Here is an 18,019-nt window from a genome sequence, read left to right on the forward strand (position 1 = left end):
GGCGGCGACCTCATCGCGAGGGCCTCATGGCGCAGCAACGGCGAGCGGCGTCTTGTCCTCGACGCGCGACTGGCCATCGAGCACGACGGTCTCGCCAGCGGCGAGTCCCTGTGCCACGACCGCCTCGCCGGCCACCACCCGCGCCACCGCAACCGCGCGTTGTTCCGCCGTGTGATCCGCGCGCACGACGAATACATAGGACCCGTCCGGGCCGTTCTGGATCGTCTGCTGCGGCACCACCACCGCGTTTGCGTCATGGCCGAGCGTTAGGTTCACGTTGACGAGCTGGCCCGGCCACAGCACATGGCCGTCGTTGGCGAACTCGGCGCGCAGCTTGACCGTACCGGTCGCGCCATCGACTGCGTTGTCGATGAAAGCGACCTTGCCCTCGACCGGCTGGTCGATGCCGATCACGCGCGCCTGCGCCGCAAGCGCACCTCCCTTCTGCGCCACCTGCATGCGACCGAGCAAAGCCGAAGGCAACGAGAACGACACGTAGATCGGTTCGATCTGGTTGATCGTGACGAGCGGGTTGGTGTCGTTCGCCTTCACCACATTGCCCGCCTGGATCAGGATGCGCCCGATGCGACCGCTGATCGGCGCATGGATGTCGGTGTAGGAGAGCGTGACTCGCGCCGCGGCGACGTTCGCCTCGTCGACCTTCACGCTCGCGATCGCCGCCTGCAGGTTGGTGCGGTATTGCTCCATCTGGTCGGCCGAGAGATAGCCCTTCGCGGCGAGATCCTGGTAGCGCTTGACCTGCGAGCGCGCCTGTTCGAGCGCCGCCTGGTCCTTCGCCTGCGCCGACAGCGCCTGTTGCAGCGCGGCCTGTGCGGGACGCGGATCGATGCGGAACAGCAATTCGCCGGCGTGGACGTCGGCGCCGTCCCTGATCCGCACTTCGAGCAACTGGCCATCGACGAGGGACTTGACCGCGACGCTGTTGATCGCCTCCACGCTGCCCGGCGCGCTCACCAGTACCGGCATGTCGCGCGTCGCGGCCGTGACGGCGGTGACCGGAACCGGCGCACGCTTCGGCGGCGCCTGTTCGCGCGAGCAGGCGGACACCAAGGCGAGCGTCACCAGGGCGACCGCGCGAAACGCGACCGACGGCATCCAACCGCGCCTGCTTTCCTCGACCACGCATCACTCCTTCAGCGCCCGCCACAGTGCGTAGTTTGACCGATCGCGGCGCGCGGGTTCCGACCGGGGCTGGTAAACACCGGGTAAAGACGCCACATGACCTCCGGCCTACCGAACCGGGGTGCGCATCGCTACACTGCGCGGCCTCGCGCTGGGCCGGTTTTCGCCGCCTCGGCGCTGCCGTCGTTTCCGGAACCGCATGAATCGATTGATCTCCCCGCCGCTGCCGACCTCGAACCGCCAGCGGCGCTACTGGACGACCCCGCACGGCGCGGCGCTCGCACTGGCGCTGGCCGAGGCCGGGCGCACGCACGCGGGCCTGGTGGTCGCGGTCGCGCGCGACACGCATGCGGCGCACGCGCTCGAAAGCGAACTTGCGGTGTTCGCCGGCGACGACCTCGAAGTGTTGCAGTTCCCGGACTGGGAAACCCTGCCCTACGACCTGTTCTCGCCCCATCCCGACATCATTTCCCAGCGCGTCGCCGCGCTGTATCGACTGCCGTCGCTGAAGCGCGGCGTGCTGGTCGTGCCGGTCGCGACACTGATGCAGCGTCTCGCTCCGCGCAGCTACATCAGCGGCTCCGGCCTCGTGCTGGAGTTGCGGCAGAAGCTCGATTTCGCCAGCGAGCAGCGCCGCCTCGAAGCGGCCGGCTACCGCAACGTGCCGCAGGTGCAGGAACCCGGCGACTTCGCCGTGCGCGGCGCCCTGCTCGACATCTTCCCGATGGGCAGCCCGACGCCGTACCGGATCGAGCTGTTCGACGACGAGATCGAATCGATCCGCACGTTCGATCCCGAGACGCAGCGTTCGGACCACAAGGTCGATTCGGTGCGCCTGCTGCCGGCGCGCGAATTCCCGCTGACCGAGGAATCGGCGAAGGCTTTCCGCAACGCGTTGCGCGAGCGCTTCCCGATCGACCCGCGCCGTTGCCCGCTGTACCAGGACATCAAGGAAGGCGCGACGCCCGCCGGCATCGAGTACTACCTGCCGATGTTCTTCAAGCAGACCGAGACGCTGTTCGACTATCTCTCCGGCGATGCGCTGTTCGTGCTCGCCGAGGGCGCGCTGGACGCAGCCGACGCGTTCTGGACGCAGACCGGCGCACGCTACGAACAGCGCGCGCACGACGTCGAACGGCCGGTATTGCCACCGACCGAGCTGTACCTGCCGCCACAGCAGTTGCGCGAACACCTCAATGTCGCCCTGCGCGTCGAGGTGGTCGCGAAGGGCACGTCTCCCTCACGCGGCGCTGCGCGCCACCCTCTCCCGCAGGCGGTAGAGGGAAGTATCGAGCGGCCTGCGGCCGCTGATCGCCGGATGGATCACGCGGTCGACATCGGTACGCAGCCCGCGCCGAACCTTCCACTCAACCGCAAGGGCGAAGAATCCGGCGACGCCCTCCGCCACTTCCTCACGACCTATCCCGGGCGTGTGCTGATCGCGACCGATTCCGCCGGTCGGCGCGAGGGATTGATCGAACAGCTCGCAGCGGCGCGCCTGCGCCCACAGACCTACGTCGACTGGCAGCAGTTCGCTTCCGACACGAATCGGTTCGGGATAACCGTCGCGCCGCTCGAACAGGGTTTCGCGCTGACCGAACCCGCGCTGACCGTGCTGACCGAGCGCGAGCTGTACGGCGAGCGCGCGCAGCAGGTGCGCCGGCGCAAGCGCGCCGCGCGCGATCCGGAAGCGGTGCTGCGCGATCTCTCCGAACTCGTGCCGGGCGCGCCGATCGTGCATATCGACCATGGCGTCGGCCGCTACCAGGGCCTCGTCAAGCTCGATGTCGGTGGTCGGGCCCAATACGGCGAGGAACCGTCCGAATTCCTCGCGATCGAGTACGCCAAGGGCGACAAGCTGTACGTGCCGGTGGCGCAATTGCACCTCGTCTCGCGCTACTCCGGCACCGCGCCCGAGCTCGCGCCGCTGCACGCGCTCGGCGGCGATGCGTGGGAACGCGCAAAGAAGAAGGCGGCGCAGAAGGTGCGCGACGTCGCTGCCGAACTGCTCGCGATCTACGCGCAGCGCGAAGCACGCCGCGGCACTGCGATCGCGGTCGACCACGAGATGGCCGAGCAGTTCGCCGCCGCGTTCCCGTTCGAGGAAACACCGGACCAGGAAAGCGCGATCGAGGCGGTGATCGCCGACCTCGCCGCCGCGAGACCGATGGATCGCGTGGTCTGCGGCGACGTCGGCTTCGGCAAGACCGAAGTCGCGCTGCGCGCCGCGTTCGTGGCGGCAACCGCCGGCAAGCAGGTCGCGGTGCTCGCGCCGACCACGCTGCTCGCGCAGCAGCACTACCAGAATTTCCGCGACCGCTATGCGGACTGGCCGATCCGCGTCGAGGTGCTGTCGCGCTTCAAGTCGAAGAAGGAAATCGACGCGGCGTTGGCCAAGCTCGCCGACGGCCAGATCGACGTCATCATCGGCACCCACAAGCTGGTCCAGCCCGACGTGCGCTTCAAGGACCTCGGCCTCGTCATCATCGACGAGGAACAGCGCTTCGGCGTGCGCCAGAAGGAAGCGCTGAAGAAACTGCGCGCCGAGGTCGACGTGCTGACCCTGACTGCGACGCCGATCCCGCGCACCTTGAACATGGCGATGGCCGGGCTGCGCGACCTCTCGATCATCGCCACGCCACCGGCGCATCGGCTCGCCGTGCAGACATTCATCGGGCCGTACGACACGGCCACCATCCGTGAGGCGATGCAGCGCGAGCACGCGCGCGGCGGCCAGGTCTATTTCCTGCACAACGACGTCGAGACGATCGAGAAGACCGCCCGCGAACTCGCCGAACTGATGCCGGAGGCGCGCATCCGCATCGCGCACGGGCAGATGCCGGACCGCGAACTCGAGCTGATCATGCTCGACTTCTATCGCCAGCGCTTCAACGTGCTCGTCGCGACCACGATCATCGAATCCGGCATCGACGTGCCGAGCGCGAACACGATCGTCATCAACCGCGCCGACCGCTTCGGCCTTGCCCAGCTGCATCAGCTGCGCGGGCGCGTCGGGCGTTCGCACCATCGCGCCTATGCCTACCTGATGCTGCCGGAAGGCCGCACGATCACCGCCGACGCGGAGAAGCGCCTCGAAGCACTCGCCTCGCTCGACGAACTCGGCGCCGGCTTCACGCTGGCCACCCACGACCTAGAGATCCGCGGTGCCGGCGAACTGCTCGGCGAGGACCAGAGCGGGCAGATCGAGGAAGTCGGCTTCTCGCTCTACAGCGAGATGCTCGATCGCGCGGTGCGCGCGCTCAAGCAGGGCAAGGTGCCCGACTTCGAGCTGACCAGCGAGCACGAAGCAGAGGTCGTGATGAACATCCCGGCGCTGATCCCTGACGACTACCTCCCCGACGTCAACACGCGCCTGACCCTGTACAAGCGCATTGCCAGCGCGCGCAATGCCGATGAACTCGGGGAGTTGCAGGTCGAGATGATCGACCGCTTCGGCCTGCTGCCCGATCCGGTCCGGAACCTGTTCGCGGTGACCGCGCTCAAGCTCGCGGCGACGCCACTCGGCATCCGCAAGCTCGAACTCGGAGCGAACGGCGGACGCGTGATCTTCCGTCCGCAGCCGACGGTCGAGCCGCTGACGATCATCAAGCTGATCCAGTCGCAGCCGCGTGTGTATGCGCTCGACGGCCAGGACAAGCTGAAGTTCAAGATGCCGCTTGAAGGCGCGGACGAACGCCTTCGCGCGGCGAACGACCTCCTGCGCGCGCTCGGCGCGCGGGTCGCGGCCTAGCAGGCGGGCGCGCCGCGCACCGCCGCGCAACCCTTGCGTCGGTTCAGGCGCGTGAATGCGGCCTGTCCCGTTCATGCCGCATCGCCGTCCGCGTTCAGCCGCGCGGCGTAGGCTCGATCGACGGACAACGGTGGTTTGCCACTGGAGTTCTTCCGATTGCCAACGAGGAGCACACATGAACCTTCGTACCAGCTTGATCATTGCGACTGCTTCGATCGCGCTGACCGCGCTGCCGGCGGTCGCCCAGCAGACCGAAACGACGGAGACCACGACCACGACCGTGGTCAAGAAGGGCAACCATCGCTACGTCTATTACGGCGATCACGACATCTATTTCGCTCCCGAGACCAAGGTGTACTACTGGCGCGACGGCGACACCTGGACATCCGGCGCCGAGCTGCCGGAAACGTTCCGCTCCTACATCACCAACGGTGGCGTCGACATCGAACTCGACACCGAACAGCCGTACGAGCGCAACGAATGGGTCATCAAGCACTACAAGCACCACGACCGCGATTGATGCGGCATGAGGACTGCAACGACGGCGGCCCAGCGGCCGCCGTCTTCTTTGGAATCATTCTGGAACGCCGACGCGTGCGGTGAGCGCATCTGGCCGATGTGCAGCAATGCGAATGGAGGCCCGATCGGGCGTCCGGCCGCATGCGCTTCCATGCAGGGTCCGAACTAGCGGATCATTCACGCATGGACCAGACCTCCCACGCCCCCGGGCAGCCGCTTGCCCTCGATGTCCTCCACACCTTCCAGCTCGGACGCGCAGGCGTGCGGGGCGCCTTCGTGCGCCTCGCACGCAGTTGGCAGGACCTGCGCTCGAACGGCGACTACGAAGGCGCGCTCGCTGAATTGCTCGGCCAGGCCGTCGCGGCGAGCGCGCTGTTCACCAGCGGCATCAAGTTCGATGGCCGGCTATCGGTGCAGTTGCAGGGCAGCGGCAGCCTGCGCCTGCTGTTCGCCGAATGCACCCACGACGGCTTCGTGCGCGGCATCGCGCGCTGCGACGAAGCGGTGCCGGGTACGCGCGTCCGCCTCGAGCCCGACGCACACCTCGCGATCACGATCGAAAACAGCATCACCGACACGCGCTACCAGGGCATGGTGCCTCTCGAAGGTAACGATCTCGCCAGTGCGTTCGAACACTACTTCGAGCGCTCCGAACAGTTGCCGACGCGCATCGTGCTGGCCGAGTCCGGCGGACGCTGCGGCGGCCTGCTGCTGCAGAAGGTCGCGCGCGAAGGCGGTGCTGGCCTGACCGACGCGCATGGAGGCGCTAGTGCCGCGGGCGCAGGATGCGCAGGAGCGGCCGACGAAGACGGATGGAACCGCGTCGGCCATCTGCTCGCGACGATGAGCGAACGCGAACTGCTGGAGCTGCCGCCCGAAGTGCTGTTGCTGCGCCTGTTCCACGAGGAAGAGGTGCGGCTGCAGCCGGCGCAACCAATCGCGTTCGCCTGCACGTGTTCGCGCGAACGGGTCGAGACGATGCTGCGTTCGCTCGGGCGCGCCGAAAGCGACGAGACACTCGCCGAACAGGGTTCGGTCGAAGTGCATTGCGAGTTCTGCAATCGCCGCTACGTATTCGACGACAAGGACATTGCGGATGTTTTCGCGGGCGAGCCCGCCGACCCTTCGTCGACGCGACATTGAGCGAAGGACTTCGGCGCGCAAGTCCCATCGCAGCGACGCTGATTGGACCTGTGATGCGGGTGGCACGAGGCCGAAACTTCATCCCGCCGACAACCCGGACGGACTTTGATGCGAACCACCCACCTGCAATTTCGTCGCGGCCTCGCGGGCGACGCGCCTGCGCTCGCTGAATTCGCCGCACGCACGTTTTTCGAGACATTCGGCGCCGACAACGACCCCACGCACATGCAGGCACACCTCGCGGAGGCGTACGGAATCGCGCAGCAGTCGGCCGAACTGCGCGATCCCGACTTCGCCACCCTGCTCGCGACCCTCGATGACACGCTCGTCGCCTACGCACAGGTAAGGCAGGGATCAGCGCCCGCATGCGTCATGGAGGCGGATGCCATCGAGCTGCATCGCTTCTACGTCGACCGACCGGCGCATGGCCTCGGCATCGCCCAGCGCATGATGGAGCAGGTTCGCGCCGTTGCACGCGAATTCGGCGCGCGCCATCTGTGGCTCGGCGTGTGGGAACGCAACCCGCGCGCGATCGCGTTCTACCGAAAGGCCGGCTTCGTCGATGTCGGCGCCCATTTGTTTGATGTCGGTGGCGACCGCCAGACCGACCGCGTGATGATCGCGCCGCTCGGCGCCTGACGGACGCGAGTCGGCACAGGCGGGTCGAAACGCGGCCGCGGGCCCGCCATCGCCCGGCCCTCGATCAAGGCATTGCGCCGTCCGGCGCCTGCGCAACCGCAACCATCCCCGTCGCGCGTTGCACCGCAGCATCAACGGATCGACAATGACGGACGCGCTCCCCTTTGACTGCCGACCCGAATGACCGACACCCTCGCCTCCCGCGCTGTCGACGCACCCTCGGCGCTGCCGACGACACCTTCGACCGTCGCATCGACCACGCAGACCGCGTTGCCGATCCTCGTGATGCTGAGCGTCTGCCATCTGCTCAACGACCTGATGCAGTCGTTGCTGCCGGCGATCTATCCGCTGCTGAAGCAGAACTTTTCGCTCGACTTCGGCCAGATCGGACTGATCACCCTGACCTTCCAGCTCACCGCGTCGCTGCTGCAGCCGGTCGTCGGAATCTGGACCGATCGCCATCCGATGCCATGGTCGCTCGCAACCGGCATGGGCTTCACGCTGTGCGGGCTGCTCCTGCTCGCGCATGCGGACAGCTTCCCGCTGCTGCTGTGCGCGGCGGCGTTGATCGGTTCCGGTTCGTCGGTGTTCCACCCCGAATCCTCGCGCGTCGCGCGCATGGCGTCCGGCGGCCGCCACGGCTTCGCGCAATCGGTGTTCCAGGTCGGCGGCAACATCGGTTCGGCCAGCGGCCCGCTGCTCGCCGCCTTCATCGTGATGCCGCGCGGGCAAGGCAGCATCGCATGGTTCGCAACCGCAGCGCTGGTCGCGATAGCGCTGCTGACGCGCATCGGCAGCTGGTATGGCGCGCACATCGGCGCGCACCGCGTCGCTGCGAGGGCGCAGCGCGGCAGCGGCCTGCCACGCCGCACCGTCGTCGTGACCCTGCTCGTGCTCGGCGTTCTGATTTTCTCGAAGTATTTCTACCTGGCCAGCATCAGCAGCTACTACACCTTTTACCTGATGCAGAAATTCCAGCTCGACGCCAGCAATGCGCAGCTGCACCTGTTCGCATTCCTCGGCGCGGTCGCGGCCGGTACGCTGATCGGTGGCCCGCTGGGCGATCGCATCGGTCGCCGCTACGTGATCTGGGGTTCGATCCTCGGCGTGCTGCCGTTCACCCTGCTGCTGCCGCACGCGAACCTGTTGTGGACGACGGTGCTGACCATCGTGATCGGCCTGATCCTGTCCTCCGCGTTCTCCGCGATCATCGTGTACGCACAGGAACTGGTACCCGGGCGCACCGGCGTCATCGCCGGCCTGTTCTTCGGCTTCGCGTTCGGCATGGGCGGCCTCGGTGCCGCCGTGCTCGGCGAACTCGCCGATCACATCGGCATCGAGGCGGTATACGCGCTGTGCGCGTGGTTGCCTGCGATCGGCCTGCTCGCATGGTTCCTCCCGCCGGTCGGGAAGCGCGCCCACGCCTAGCGGGGGCGCCCGGCTACCAGGCGCGTGCGTACTGCGGCGGCGGTTCGATCTTCACGCCGAGCTCCGCTGCAGCGCGCCGCGCGAAGTACGGATCGCGCAGGGTTTCGCGTGCGAGCAGCACAAGGTCGGCATCGCCACGTGCGATGATCGCGTCTGCCTGGCGCGCATCGGTGATGAGGCCGACTGCACCCGTGGCAATACCGGCTTCGCGCCGGATGCGCTCCGCGAACGGCACCTGGTAGCCCGGCGCGACCGGCACTTTCGCATGCGGGACCGCGCCGCCGGAGGAGCAGTCGATCAGGTCGACACCGTCCTGCTTCAGCCAGCGCGCGAGTTCGACGCATTCGTCGATGTCCCACCCGCCGAGCGCCCAGTCGGTCGCCGACACGCGCACGAACAATGGGCGCGGGCGCGGCCATGCATCGCGCACGGCACCGACCACGCGCCGCAGCAGGCGTGCACGGTTGGCAAGCGAACCGCCCCAGTCGTCGTCACGCAGGTTGCAAAGCGGCGACAGGAACTCGTGCAGCAGATAGCCGTGCGCGGCGTGGATCTCGATGAGCTCGAAACCGGCGGCGGCGGCACGCCGAGCCGCCGCCCGGAAATCCGCGACCACCGCGTCGATGCCGCGCGCATCGAGCATGTGCGGGATCGGATGTCCGGTGTCGAACGCGAGCGCACTCGGCGCCAGCGGCGTCCACCCGTGCTCGGCGTGCAGCGGTTTGCCACCGCGCCACGGCGCATCGGTGCTCGCCTTGCGTCCCGCATGCGCGAGCTGGATGCCGGGCACGGCTCCCTGCGCCGCGACGAATGCGGCGATGCGCGACCACGCATCGCGCTGCACATCGTTCCAGATGCCGGTGTCGGCCGGCGAGATGCGCCCTTCGGGCGAAATCGCGGTCGCTTCGGTGAATACCAGGCCGGCGCCACCGACGGCGCGACTGCCCAGATGCACGAGATGCCAGTCGTTCGGCAGGCCGTCGACCGACGAGTACTCGCACATCGGTGATATCGCGATGCGATTGCGCAGGACGACATTGCCGATGGCCAACGGGTCGAACAGATGCATCGGATACGCTCCGGGTCAACGCGGTCGAAATGTTCGATCGCCAAGTGTGCATTACGTTCAACGGGATGCGACGTTGTCTTGAAGTCGACTCTGTGAACGGGCCGACTCCATCGGCTCTTCTTAGCACGGAATTAACGGAAACTGTGATGCAGTTCGCGCACAGGGCTGGACCACGGGAAGCGCCACCTATGTTGCCGATCGATCTGGACGTCACCCGCAGCATCCGCGCCTACATGGCGACCTGTCTCGACGGCGAGTTCTCGCTCGAGCGCGTGCATGAGGGCTTGCGCGACGCGGCGTGGTATTCGGCCAAGGATCGGCGCCTGCTGCGCGCGATCTGCGACGAGCATCCGCAGCAGTTCACGCGTTGGCTGTACGAGCGCGAACGCGATGGCCGCTACACCGGCCTGATCATGGTCTGGCCGGCCGGCTACTCGACCCCGATCCACGATCATTCCGGACTGTGGGGCATCGAGATGGTGTTGCAGGGTGCGCTGAGCGTCGAGGACTACGCACTCGTAGAGGATGCAGGATTGCACCATGTCGGCACCAGCGTGCTCGAGGAAGGACAGTCGTGCGCGTTCCTCGGCACCGAAGGCCACGCGCATCGCTGCACCAACCTGTCCGCGCGCCGCGCAGCGGTGACACTGCACGTGTACGGCGGCATGCTCGAGCGCTATCGCAACTTCGAGCTTCGTCGCGACGGTCGCTGCGTGGCGTCGCCGGCGCTCGCCCAGGTCGACGGCAGCCTCGGGCCGGCGCGACTGCACGGTTGATCGCGGGCGTCGAATTCGCCGCGATCCACATTTCCATCACGTGACGCTTGGAGCGCCGGGGCGTTTTCGGCGAGGATAGGCGTTTCGCCTGCCCGGTTGCCGATGATGCGTCGATCCGTCCTGCTGGCCCTGCTGTGCGTTGCATGCGTCGCAGGTTGCGCGCACGCACCGCGGCGGGCCGGCGATCCGCACGCACCGCACGCGCTCATCCTCGTCTCGATCGACGGTTTCCGCGCCGACTACCTCGACCGCGGGCGCACACCGACGCTCGCCGCAATCGCCACCGACGGCGTGCGCGCGCAAGCGCTCAAGCCCGCGTTCCCGACCCTGACCTTTCCAAACCACTACACCCTCGTCACTGGCCTCTATCCCGATCATCACGGCATCGTCAACAACCGCATGGCCGATACCTCGATCGGCAAGTCCTTCGTCTACAAGGAACAGTCGACGATCGAGGATCCCGCCTGGTGGGGCGGCGAGCCGCTGTGGGTCAGCGTCGAGAAGCAGGGCATGCGCAGCGCGACGATGTTCTGGCCAGGTTCGACCGTGGCGATCCGCGGCGTGTATCCGACTTTCTGGAAACCGTTCGACGGCGATCTTTCGCCTTCGCGCCGCGTCGACCAGACACTGCAGTGGCTCGACCTGCCGGTCACCGAGCGACCGCGCTTCCTGACCCTCTACTTCGAGCAGGTCGATCATTTCGGGCATGCGAACGGCCCGGACTCGCCGGAAGTGGATGCGGCGCTGGTCGAGATCGACGCGGCGCTCGCACGCCTCGTCGATGGCCTCAAGCGGCGAAACCTGTTCGAACGCGTCGACCTCGTGATCGTGTCCGACCATGGCGAAGCGGCGACCTGCGCGGACCTGCGCACCTGGCTCGACGACATCGTGCCGCTGACGGACATCGACGTCGTCAGCTACGGCATCCTCGCCGGCATCGAGCCGCGTGCCGATCGCAAGGCGTCGGTCGAACAGGCACTGCTCAAACCACATCCGCACATGGCCTGCTGGCGCAAGGGCGAGGTGCCTGCGCGCCTGCACTACGGCAGCCATCCCCGCATCCCGTCCCTGCTCTGCCTCGCCGACGAAGGCGGCATCGTGACGTCGCACGCGTACGCACGGCGCGGCGGCAGCTATTCCGCCGGCGAGCACGGCTACGACAACGAAGATCCCGCGATGCGGGCGCTGTTCATCGCGCACGGCCCCGCTTTCCGCCGCGGGCTGGTCGTACCCGAGTTCGACAACGTCGACGTGTACCCGCTGCTAGCCCACTTGCTCGGCATCGTGCCTCAACCGAACGACGGCGATTTCTCCGTGGTGGCGCCGATGCTGCGCGCGGAGTCAGGAGCGGAGTAGCCGCGACAGGCGCCTGGGCATGCCGAGCGCACCGGTCGCGCCTGCAGCGCTCCTACAGGCTCCGGGCAAGGTGGTCGACGACGTCGCGATAGCGCCGCGCGATGCGTTCGCGCTCGAGATGCCGGCCGCCTTCGACAACGCGCTCACCGCCGACGAAGACGTCGCGCACCAGATTCACGTTGCCGGCGAACAACCAGGTGTCGATCACCCGTACTGGATCGCGGCCGGCGAGCAACGGCGCGCCGTCGTCGAGCACGACGAAATCCGCACGCATGCCCGGCTCGAATGCGCCGATGCCGCCGCCGGCCGCCTGCGCACCGCCGGCGAGCGCGCGCGCGTACAGGGTTTCGCCCGTGCTCGGCGTGGTCGCGCTCGCGCTCACGTTGCGATGCCGCGTGACGAGGCGCTGGCCGTATTCGAGCCAGCGCAATTCCTCGACCGGCGAGACCGAGATGTGGCTGTCGGAACCGATGCCGAGCACGCCGCCTTCGTCGAGGTAGGCCTTCAACGGGAACAGGCCATCGCCGAGGTTCGCCTCGGTGGTCGGGCACAAGCCGGCCACTGCGCCACTCGCCGCGAGCCGGCGCATCTCGTCCGCTTCGAGATGGGTCGCGTGAACGAGGCACCAGCGGCGGTCCACCGGCGCGTTGTCGAGCAGCCACTCCACCGGGCGCGCGTTGCGGATCGCGAGGCAGTCCTGCACCTCGCCGATCTGCTCGGCGATGTGGATGTGCACCGGCATCGTCGATGCGGGCCGCTGCGCCGCCGACGGCGGCAGCGTGGCGATGCCGTCGAGCACCGCGCGCATCGCATCGGGCTGCACCGCGCGCAACGAATGCAGCGCGATGCCGACGGCGAGCCGCTGCGTCTCGCGCGCACGCAGTCGCTCCACCAGGCGCAGGAAACCGTCGACGTCGTGGCGGAACCGCTGCTGGCGCGCCGACAATGCACGCCCATCGAAGCCGCCCGTCATGTACAGCGTCGGCAGCAAGGTCAGGCCGATGCCGGTTTCGCGCGCCGCCTCGATCAGCGCAAGCGACATCGCGGCGGGGTCCGCATACGGCGTGCCGTCGGGCTGATGATGCAGGTAATGGAACTCGCACACCTGCGTGTAGCCGGCTTCGAGCATCTCCACGTACAGCTGCGCCGCGATCGCACGCAGGTCCTCCGGCCCGACCCTCCCGGCGAACGCGTACATCACCTCGCGCCAACTCCAGAAGGTGTCGTCGGGGTTTTCCCTGCGTTCCGCGAGGCCCGCCATCGCGCGCTGGAACGCGTGCGAGTGCAGGTTCGGCATGCCGGGCACGACGATGCGCCCGAGCGCCGCCGCCCCGTCGCGCGCGCCACCGGTTTCCATCGTGCGCAGCGTCGCATCGGTCGGGTCGAAGCCGAAACGCACGTCGGCGGCAAAGCCTTGCGGCAACCAGGCGCGGGTGGCGTGATGGAAGGTCGGCGACATGAACGGCCCGATGGACGGCGAAGCGGCGAGACTAGCCGCGCCCCGCCGGCATTTCCACCCGACGCCCGCGATCACTCGCGTGGCGACTCGCTCGGTCCACAGACGGAACCGGTGCACTTTGTTCGGTGCTAGGCTGGGCGGACAGGGGTGTCAAATTGGTCTTGAACGGGGATTCACGATGCTCAAGTACAGCTACCTAGCCGCCGCCCTCACGATGGCTTGCGGCATCGCAGCGGCGGCACCGAACGCCAATGCGCCAGCAAGTTTCGCCGGCAACGTCAAATCGATCGACCAGGTCGCGACCGCACGCTTCAGCGCACTCGACCTCAAGACCATCGGCGAAGAGGATGCACTGCGCGAGGCAAGCGGCCGTCCGATGCGCTTCGCGATCGCCCACGACAGCGCCGTCAACGTGCAATCCGGCGGCAGCTGGGAACAGCACGGCGAGCGCAGCATCTGGCGTTACCGCGTGCAGGCCGATGCCGCGACCTCGCTGAACTTCGGCTTCACCCGGTTCCACGTACCGGCCAGCGCGCGCCTGTACATCTACGACAACAAGGATCATGCCCAGCTCGCCGGTCCGTACGATGCGGTCTCGCACAACGCGCTCGGCCAGTTGTGGACGCCGATCATCGCACCGACGTGATGATCGAGATCGACGTCGCCAGCAGCGAACGCGCGCAGGTCGACGTGACACTCGGCAAGATCAACCAGGGCTACCGCGGCTTCGGCACCCAGGCCAAGGGCTACGACCAGCCGCGCCTGAACGTCACCGGCGAAGGCAAGTCGGCCTGCTCGCCCGACGCGATCCGTTCCGGTTCCTGCAACATGGACGTCGCCTGCCTCGACAGCAACGATCCGTGGAACAAGCCGCGCCGCTCGGTCGGTGCGTACACGATCTCCGGCACCGACACCTGCACCGGCTCGCTGGTCAACAACACGGCCAACGACCGCAGCATGCTGTTCATGACCGCGAGCCATTGCGAAGTCGTGAACAACCCTGCCGGCATCGTCGTGTACTGGAACTACGAAGCACCGACCTGCAGAACGCCGGGCAGCGGCGCGAGCGGCACGCCGGTGCCGCGCCCGACGACGACGAGCAGCGGCTCGACCTTCCTCGCACGCACGCGCAACCCGTTCGATGGCGGCGACTGCACCAACGGCGCGGTCTGCTCGGACAACACCGTCGTGCGCCTCAACGGCACGCCCGATCCGGCATGGAACCTTTTCTGGGCCGGCTGGGACCACGGCAGCACGCCGGCGACCTGCGTACCGGGCCCGAATGCGTCGTCCACCGTCGGCGAATGCGCGAGCATCCATCACCCAAACGTCGACGAGAAGCGCATCACCTTCGTCGAACAGAACTTCCAGCTCGGCGGCATCAGCGGCGGCACCAACACCCACTGGCACGCATTCTGGGATCCGACCCCGCCGGTCCTGCCGAACATCGTCTCGCCACCGCCTTCGCTGCCACCGGGCGTGACCGAGCCGGGTTCGTCGGGCTCGCCGCTCTACAACGCCAGCCAGCATTTCGTCGGCGTGCTCAGCGGCGGCCCGTCCGCCTGCGGCGCGACCGGCGCGAACCTTTCGGACTTCTACGGCCAGCTCTCGGTCGCATGGGAAGGCGAAGGTTCGCTCGGCACGCGCATGAAGGACCACCTCGACCCGCTCAACACCGGTGCGACGTCGATCGAAGGCATCGGCATGTCGCCGTTCAACTTCACGCTCGATCCGGCGTCGGTCTCCGTGTGCACCACGACCAACAGCACCACGGTCAACCTCGCCGCGACCTACGATGTCGGGTTCAGCGGTACGGTCGCATTGACGGCAACCGGCAACCCGGCGCCGAGCACGGCCGTGTTCGCGCCGACGAGCCTGACGCCGCCGACCGCCGCTTCCGTGCTGACACTCGGCGGACTGTCGGGCGTCGCACAGGGCAGCTACACGATCACCGTGACCGGCACCAGCGGCGCCGATTCGGTCGAGAAGTCGCTGCCGTTGACGATCGCCTCCGCGCTGTCCGGCACCACGACCCTGACGGCACCGGCCAATGGTGCGACCGGCGTGGCAACAAGCCCGACGCTCAGCTGGACCGCGCTGGCGGGGGCGGCGTCGTATACGGTGGACATCGCGACCGACGCGGGGTTCACGAGCATCGTCTCGACGCACTCCGGCATCACCACCACGAGCTATGCGGCCAGCGGCCTGAATCCGGCGACGACGTATTACTGGCGCGTCAAGCCGACCAATGGCTGCGGTGACGGCACCGTATCGGCGACCTTCAGCTTCACGACCGCAAACGTGATCTGCAGCACCCCGGCGTTGGCGATCCCGGACAACAACCCGACCGGGGCGAACGACACGATCACGCTGACCGACGCATCGGTGCTGTCCGGCCTGACGGTGTCGATCAAGGCCACGCACACCTGGGTCGGCGACCTGAAGTTCACGCTGTCGAAAGACACGGCGACTTCCGCCGTGATCGATCGTCCGGGCTACACCGGCTCGGGTTTCGGCTGCAACGCCGACGACATCGACGTGATCCTCGATGATGCCGCGGGCAGCCCGGTCGAATCGGCCTGCAGCGCAACGCCGCCGGCACTGGGCGGCACGCTGTCGCCGAATGCCCCCGGCCTCGCGCCGTTCAACGGCCTGTCGCTGGCCGGCACCTGGACACTCAATGTGTCCGACAATGCGGGCGGCGATACCGGCACGCTGACCGAGTGGTGCCTGATCCCGGAAGTTGCCGTGAGCGACGTCATCTTCCAGGACGGCTTCGAGGCCGTCGTCCGGTAAGCAACACCAGGCATGCAACGAAAAAGGGGCCGCGAGACGCGGCCCTTTTTTTTTCGAAGGCATTCCTGTCGCTCAAGCGCACCGCGGGCATCCCGGTGCCTTGCGACATGCATTGCACCGGGTCGATCAGCAACGTCCGCGGGTGGACACGACGGAATGCGCCACCGGAATCCGCTGATCGAAGACCGCAGCGGGTTGTCGCATTGCACCTCCCTGCTGATCCCATGACTGCCGGGCTAGTGACCGGGCGGCGAAATCCCGCGCGGCCGCGAGTCGAGGGATCTTCCCGCCGGCACCATGATCCCTCTCCCACCCGTCCGCCGTATGCAAGGCCAAGCGCTCATTCCGATGCGCACGAGGGAGCACACCCATGACCGCCAACCTGTTCATCCGCCGCACCCTGCTCGCCTGCGCATTGCTGCAGGCCGGCGCAGCCGCTGCCGAGGGCGCACTCGATGCGAGCTGGGGCTTCGCCGGCACCGGCAAGTCGCCGATCGCATTCGACTTCGGCAGTACCAAGGCCGACATCGCGTCCGCCAGCGTGATCGGGTCGGACGGCGCGATGTACATCTCGGGTACCGTGTTCGATGCCGGCGGCGTGTCGCGCATGGGCGTCACCCGCCTGCTGCCGAACGGCCTCATCGACACGAATTTCGGTACCGATGGTCGCGCGATGACGCAGGGCTCGCAGGGCGAGCTGTTCAATACCGCCGGCATCGTGATGAGGGGCAACAGCCTGCTGGTCGGCGGCTACAAGAAGAAGACCGCCGACAACTGGGACTTCGTGCTGTGCGCATTCTCGACCGGCGGCGTTCCGCTGCTGTTCAACTCGACGCTGACCTCGTGCGTGAGCGCCTCGTTCGATCCGGGCCCGTCGCTGAGCCGCGACATCCCGCGCGCGATGGCGGTGCAGGCGGACGGCAAGATCGTGATGGCCGGCACCACCGCGGTAAACACCGTGACGGACACCTACGCCGCATTCGCGCGGTTCAACACCGATGGCGCGCTCGATCACACGTTCGGCCTGAGCAACTCGGGCATCCAGCTGGCGCGTTCGTCGAACTTCCTGCGCCACCAGATCAATGCGGTCGCGATCGCCTCGAACGGCAAGATCGTCGGCGTCGGCAAGACCGATGTCGTCGGCGGCAACGACAGCTCCGCGGTGATCGTTCGTCTCGACACCGATGGCACGGTCGAGCAGCTTTCGCAGAGCAACGAATGCACCTTCGAAGTCGACGGCAGCAATTCGCGCGACACCGAACTGCTCGGCCTGACCATGGTGCCGAACGGCGGCGGCCTCGAGGACGACTTCGTCGCGGTCGGCTATGCACAGATGTCCGGCACCGTGCACAGTGGCCTGATCGCCAAGCGCAGGGGTGCCGCGTGCGCCTACGACTCCAGCTTCAGCGGCGGCGACGGCACCAGCGGCTACACCGTGGTGACCGCGGGCGATTCGATGACGTTCGAGAGCGTCGCCACGCAGCCGAACGTCGGCTACGTCATCGCCGCGACCTACACCTCCACCGGCGGCGACGCCGACTGGCTGGTCGGTCGCTACCGTCCGGATGGCAGCAGCGATTCCCTGCTGACCCCGATCGACTTCGGCGTGGTCCACCAGACCGACATCGTCGCCGATGTGCATGTCTTCCACGACGGCATCTACGTCGCCGGCAGCTGGCAGAAGACCGGTGCCAACTACGATTTCGGTGCCGCACGCCTGTCGCTCGACCAGATCTTCGCGGACGGCTTCAACCACTGAGCACGAATTGCGCATGATGTTCCCCTCTCCCGCACGCGGGAGAGGGCCGGGGCGGGGGCAGGCGGAGCATCGCGCTCCGCTCTCCCTCGCCCCGCTTTTTTTGTGTGGTCTTCTCCCGCTGGAGCGCATCCCATGCGCCTTCCCACGTCCGAGTGCGGGATAATCGCGCGACCACTCTCCC

13 protein-coding genes are annotated in these 18,019 nt (G+C 67.5%); 10 read left to right on the forward strand and 3 right to left on the reverse strand.

Features of this window, described 5'->3' with window-relative positions; all coding sequences use genetic code 11:
• Positions 1-24: 24 nt before the first annotated feature.
• A complete protein-coding gene (locus tag ACILRJ_RS17530; RefSeq protein WP_395684504.1) occupies positions 25-1,116 on the reverse strand; it encodes an efflux RND transporter periplasmic adaptor subunit in 1,092 nt (363 codons plus the stop codon).
• Between the two features lie 226 nt (positions 1,117-1,342).
• Here ACILRJ_RS17530 and mfd point away from each other — a divergent pair, with 226 nt between their 5' ends.
• From mfd to ACILRJ_RS17555, 5 genes are all read left to right on the forward strand, one after another.
• Positions 1,343-4,894 carry a transcription-repair coupling factor gene (mfd, locus tag ACILRJ_RS17535; RefSeq protein ID WP_395684505.1) on the forward strand — a complete coding sequence of 1,184 codons (3,552 nt, stop codon included), beginning with the start codon at positions 1,343-1,345 and terminating at the stop codon, positions 4,892-4,894.
• Between the two features lie 175 nt (positions 4,895-5,069).
• Positions 5,070-5,414, forward strand: a complete 345-nt coding sequence (locus ACILRJ_RS17540) for a hypothetical protein (RefSeq protein WP_395684506.1) — start codon at positions 5,070-5,072, stop codon at positions 5,412-5,414.
• 182 nt (positions 5,415-5,596) lie between these two features.
• Entirely contained in the window at positions 5,597-6,556 is a 960-nt protein-coding gene (locus ACILRJ_RS17545; RefSeq protein ID WP_395684507.1) for an Hsp33 family molecular chaperone HslO, read from the forward strand.
• Between the two features lie 108 nt (positions 6,557-6,664).
• Positions 6,665-7,195 carry a GNAT family N-acetyltransferase gene (locus ACILRJ_RS17550; RefSeq protein ID WP_395684508.1) on the forward strand — a complete coding sequence of 177 codons (531 nt, stop codon included), beginning with the start codon at positions 6,665-6,667 and terminating at the stop codon, positions 7,193-7,195.
• A 180-nt stretch (positions 7,196-7,375) separates the two neighbouring features.
• The gene (locus ACILRJ_RS17555; RefSeq protein ID WP_395684509.1) at positions 7,376-8,623 is read left to right on the forward strand and encodes an MFS transporter; all 1,248 of its coding nucleotides are present in this window, start codon (positions 7,376-7,378) and stop codon (positions 8,621-8,623) included.
• 13 nt (positions 8,624-8,636) lie between these two features.
• Here ACILRJ_RS17555 and ACILRJ_RS17560 read toward each other — a convergent pair whose 3' ends face one another.
• The gene (locus ACILRJ_RS17560) at positions 8,637-9,692 is read right to left on the reverse strand and encodes an NADH:flavin oxidoreductase/NADH oxidase (RefSeq protein ID WP_395684510.1); all 1,056 of its coding nucleotides are present in this window, start codon (positions 9,690-9,692) and stop codon (positions 8,637-8,639) included.
• A gap of 188 nt (positions 9,693-9,880) precedes the next feature.
• On the opposite strand from ACILRJ_RS17560, the gene ACILRJ_RS17565 reads away from it, so the two are divergent.
• Positions 9,881-10,468, forward strand: a complete 588-nt coding sequence (locus ACILRJ_RS17565) for a hypothetical protein (protein ID WP_395684511.1) — start codon at positions 9,881-9,883, stop codon at positions 10,466-10,468.
• A gap of 105 nt (positions 10,469-10,573) precedes the next feature.
• Positions 10,574-11,824, forward strand: coding sequence for an ectonucleotide pyrophosphatase/phosphodiesterase (locus ACILRJ_RS17570; RefSeq protein WP_395684512.1), 1,251 nt, complete (start codon positions 10,574-10,576; stop codon positions 11,822-11,824).
• Positions 11,825-11,876: 52 nt separating this feature from the next.
• On the opposite strand, the gene ACILRJ_RS17575 is transcribed toward ACILRJ_RS17570, so the two are convergent.
• A complete protein-coding gene (locus ACILRJ_RS17575; RefSeq protein ID WP_395684513.1) occupies positions 11,877-13,283 on the reverse strand; it encodes a formimidoylglutamate deiminase in 1,407 nt (468 codons plus the stop codon).
• A gap of 178 nt (positions 13,284-13,461) precedes the next feature.
• Here ACILRJ_RS17575 and ACILRJ_RS17580 point away from each other — a divergent pair, with 178 nt between their 5' ends.
• The 3 genes from ACILRJ_RS17580 to ACILRJ_RS17590 all read left to right on the forward strand — a co-directional run bounded on the left by ACILRJ_RS17580 (position 13,462) and on the right by ACILRJ_RS17590 (position 17,838).
• The gene (locus tag ACILRJ_RS17580) at positions 13,462-13,929 is read left to right on the forward strand and encodes a hypothetical protein (protein ID WP_395684514.1); all 468 of its coding nucleotides are present in this window, start codon (positions 13,462-13,464) and stop codon (positions 13,927-13,929) included.
• Complete coding sequence (locus ACILRJ_RS17585) at positions 13,929-16,079, forward strand: proprotein convertase P-domain-containing protein (RefSeq protein WP_395684515.1); 2,151 nt, start codon at positions 13,929-13,931, stop codon at positions 16,077-16,079. Before ACILRJ_RS17580 ends, ACILRJ_RS17585 begins: the two co-directional genes overlap by 1 nt.
• Before the next feature lie 370 nt (positions 16,080-16,449).
• Positions 16,450-17,838, forward strand: coding sequence for a delta-60 repeat domain-containing protein (locus tag ACILRJ_RS17590; RefSeq protein WP_395684516.1), 1,389 nt, complete (start codon positions 16,450-16,452; stop codon positions 17,836-17,838).
• Positions 17,839-18,019: the final 181 nt, after the last annotated feature.

This window comes from Dokdonella sp., assembly GCF_044227025.1.
Classification (GTDB): domain Bacteria; phylum Pseudomonadota; class Gammaproteobacteria; order Xanthomonadales; family Rhodanobacteraceae; genus Dokdonella_A.

Coding starts and splice junctions, on each gene's coding strand:
- ACILRJ_RS17575 (WP_395684513.1), bottom strand. CDS start 13,283: ATGTCGCCGACCTTCCATCACGCCACCCGCGCCTGGTTGCCGCAAGGC.
- ACILRJ_RS17585 (WP_395684515.1), top strand. CDS start 13,929: ATGATCGAGATCGACGTCGCCAGCAGCGAACGCGCGCAGGTCGACGTG.
- ACILRJ_RS17550 (WP_395684508.1), top strand. CDS start 6,665: ATGCGAACCACCCACCTGCAATTTCGTCGCGGCCTCGCGGGCGACGCG.
- ACILRJ_RS17540 (WP_395684506.1), top strand. CDS start 5,070: ATGAACCTTCGTACCAGCTTGATCATTGCGACTGCTTCGATCGCGCTG.
- ACILRJ_RS17555 (WP_395684509.1), top strand. CDS start 7,376: ATGACCGACACCCTCGCCTCCCGCGCTGTCGACGCACCCTCGGCGCTG.
- ACILRJ_RS17590 (WP_395684516.1), top strand. CDS start 16,450: ATGACCGCCAACCTGTTCATCCGCCGCACCCTGCTCGCCTGCGCATTG.
- ACILRJ_RS17560 (WP_395684510.1), bottom strand. CDS start 9,692: ATGCATCTGTTCGACCCGTTGGCCATCGGCAATGTCGTCCTGCGCAAT.
- ACILRJ_RS17530 (WP_395684504.1), bottom strand. CDS start 1,116: ATGCCGTCGGTCGCGTTTCGCGCGGTCGCCCTGGTGACGCTCGCCTTG.
- mfd (WP_395684505.1), top strand. CDS start 1,343: ATGAATCGATTGATCTCCCCGCCGCTGCCGACCTCGAACCGCCAGCGG.
- ACILRJ_RS17545 (WP_395684507.1), top strand. CDS start 5,597: ATGGACCAGACCTCCCACGCCCCCGGGCAGCCGCTTGCCCTCGATGTC.
- ACILRJ_RS17570 (WP_395684512.1), top strand. CDS start 10,574: ATGCGTCGATCCGTCCTGCTGGCCCTGCTGTGCGTTGCATGCGTCGCA.
- ACILRJ_RS17565 (WP_395684511.1), top strand. CDS start 9,881: ATGTTGCCGATCGATCTGGACGTCACCCGCAGCATCCGCGCCTACATG.
- ACILRJ_RS17580 (WP_395684514.1), top strand. CDS start 13,462: ATGCTCAAGTACAGCTACCTAGCCGCCGCCCTCACGATGGCTTGCGGC.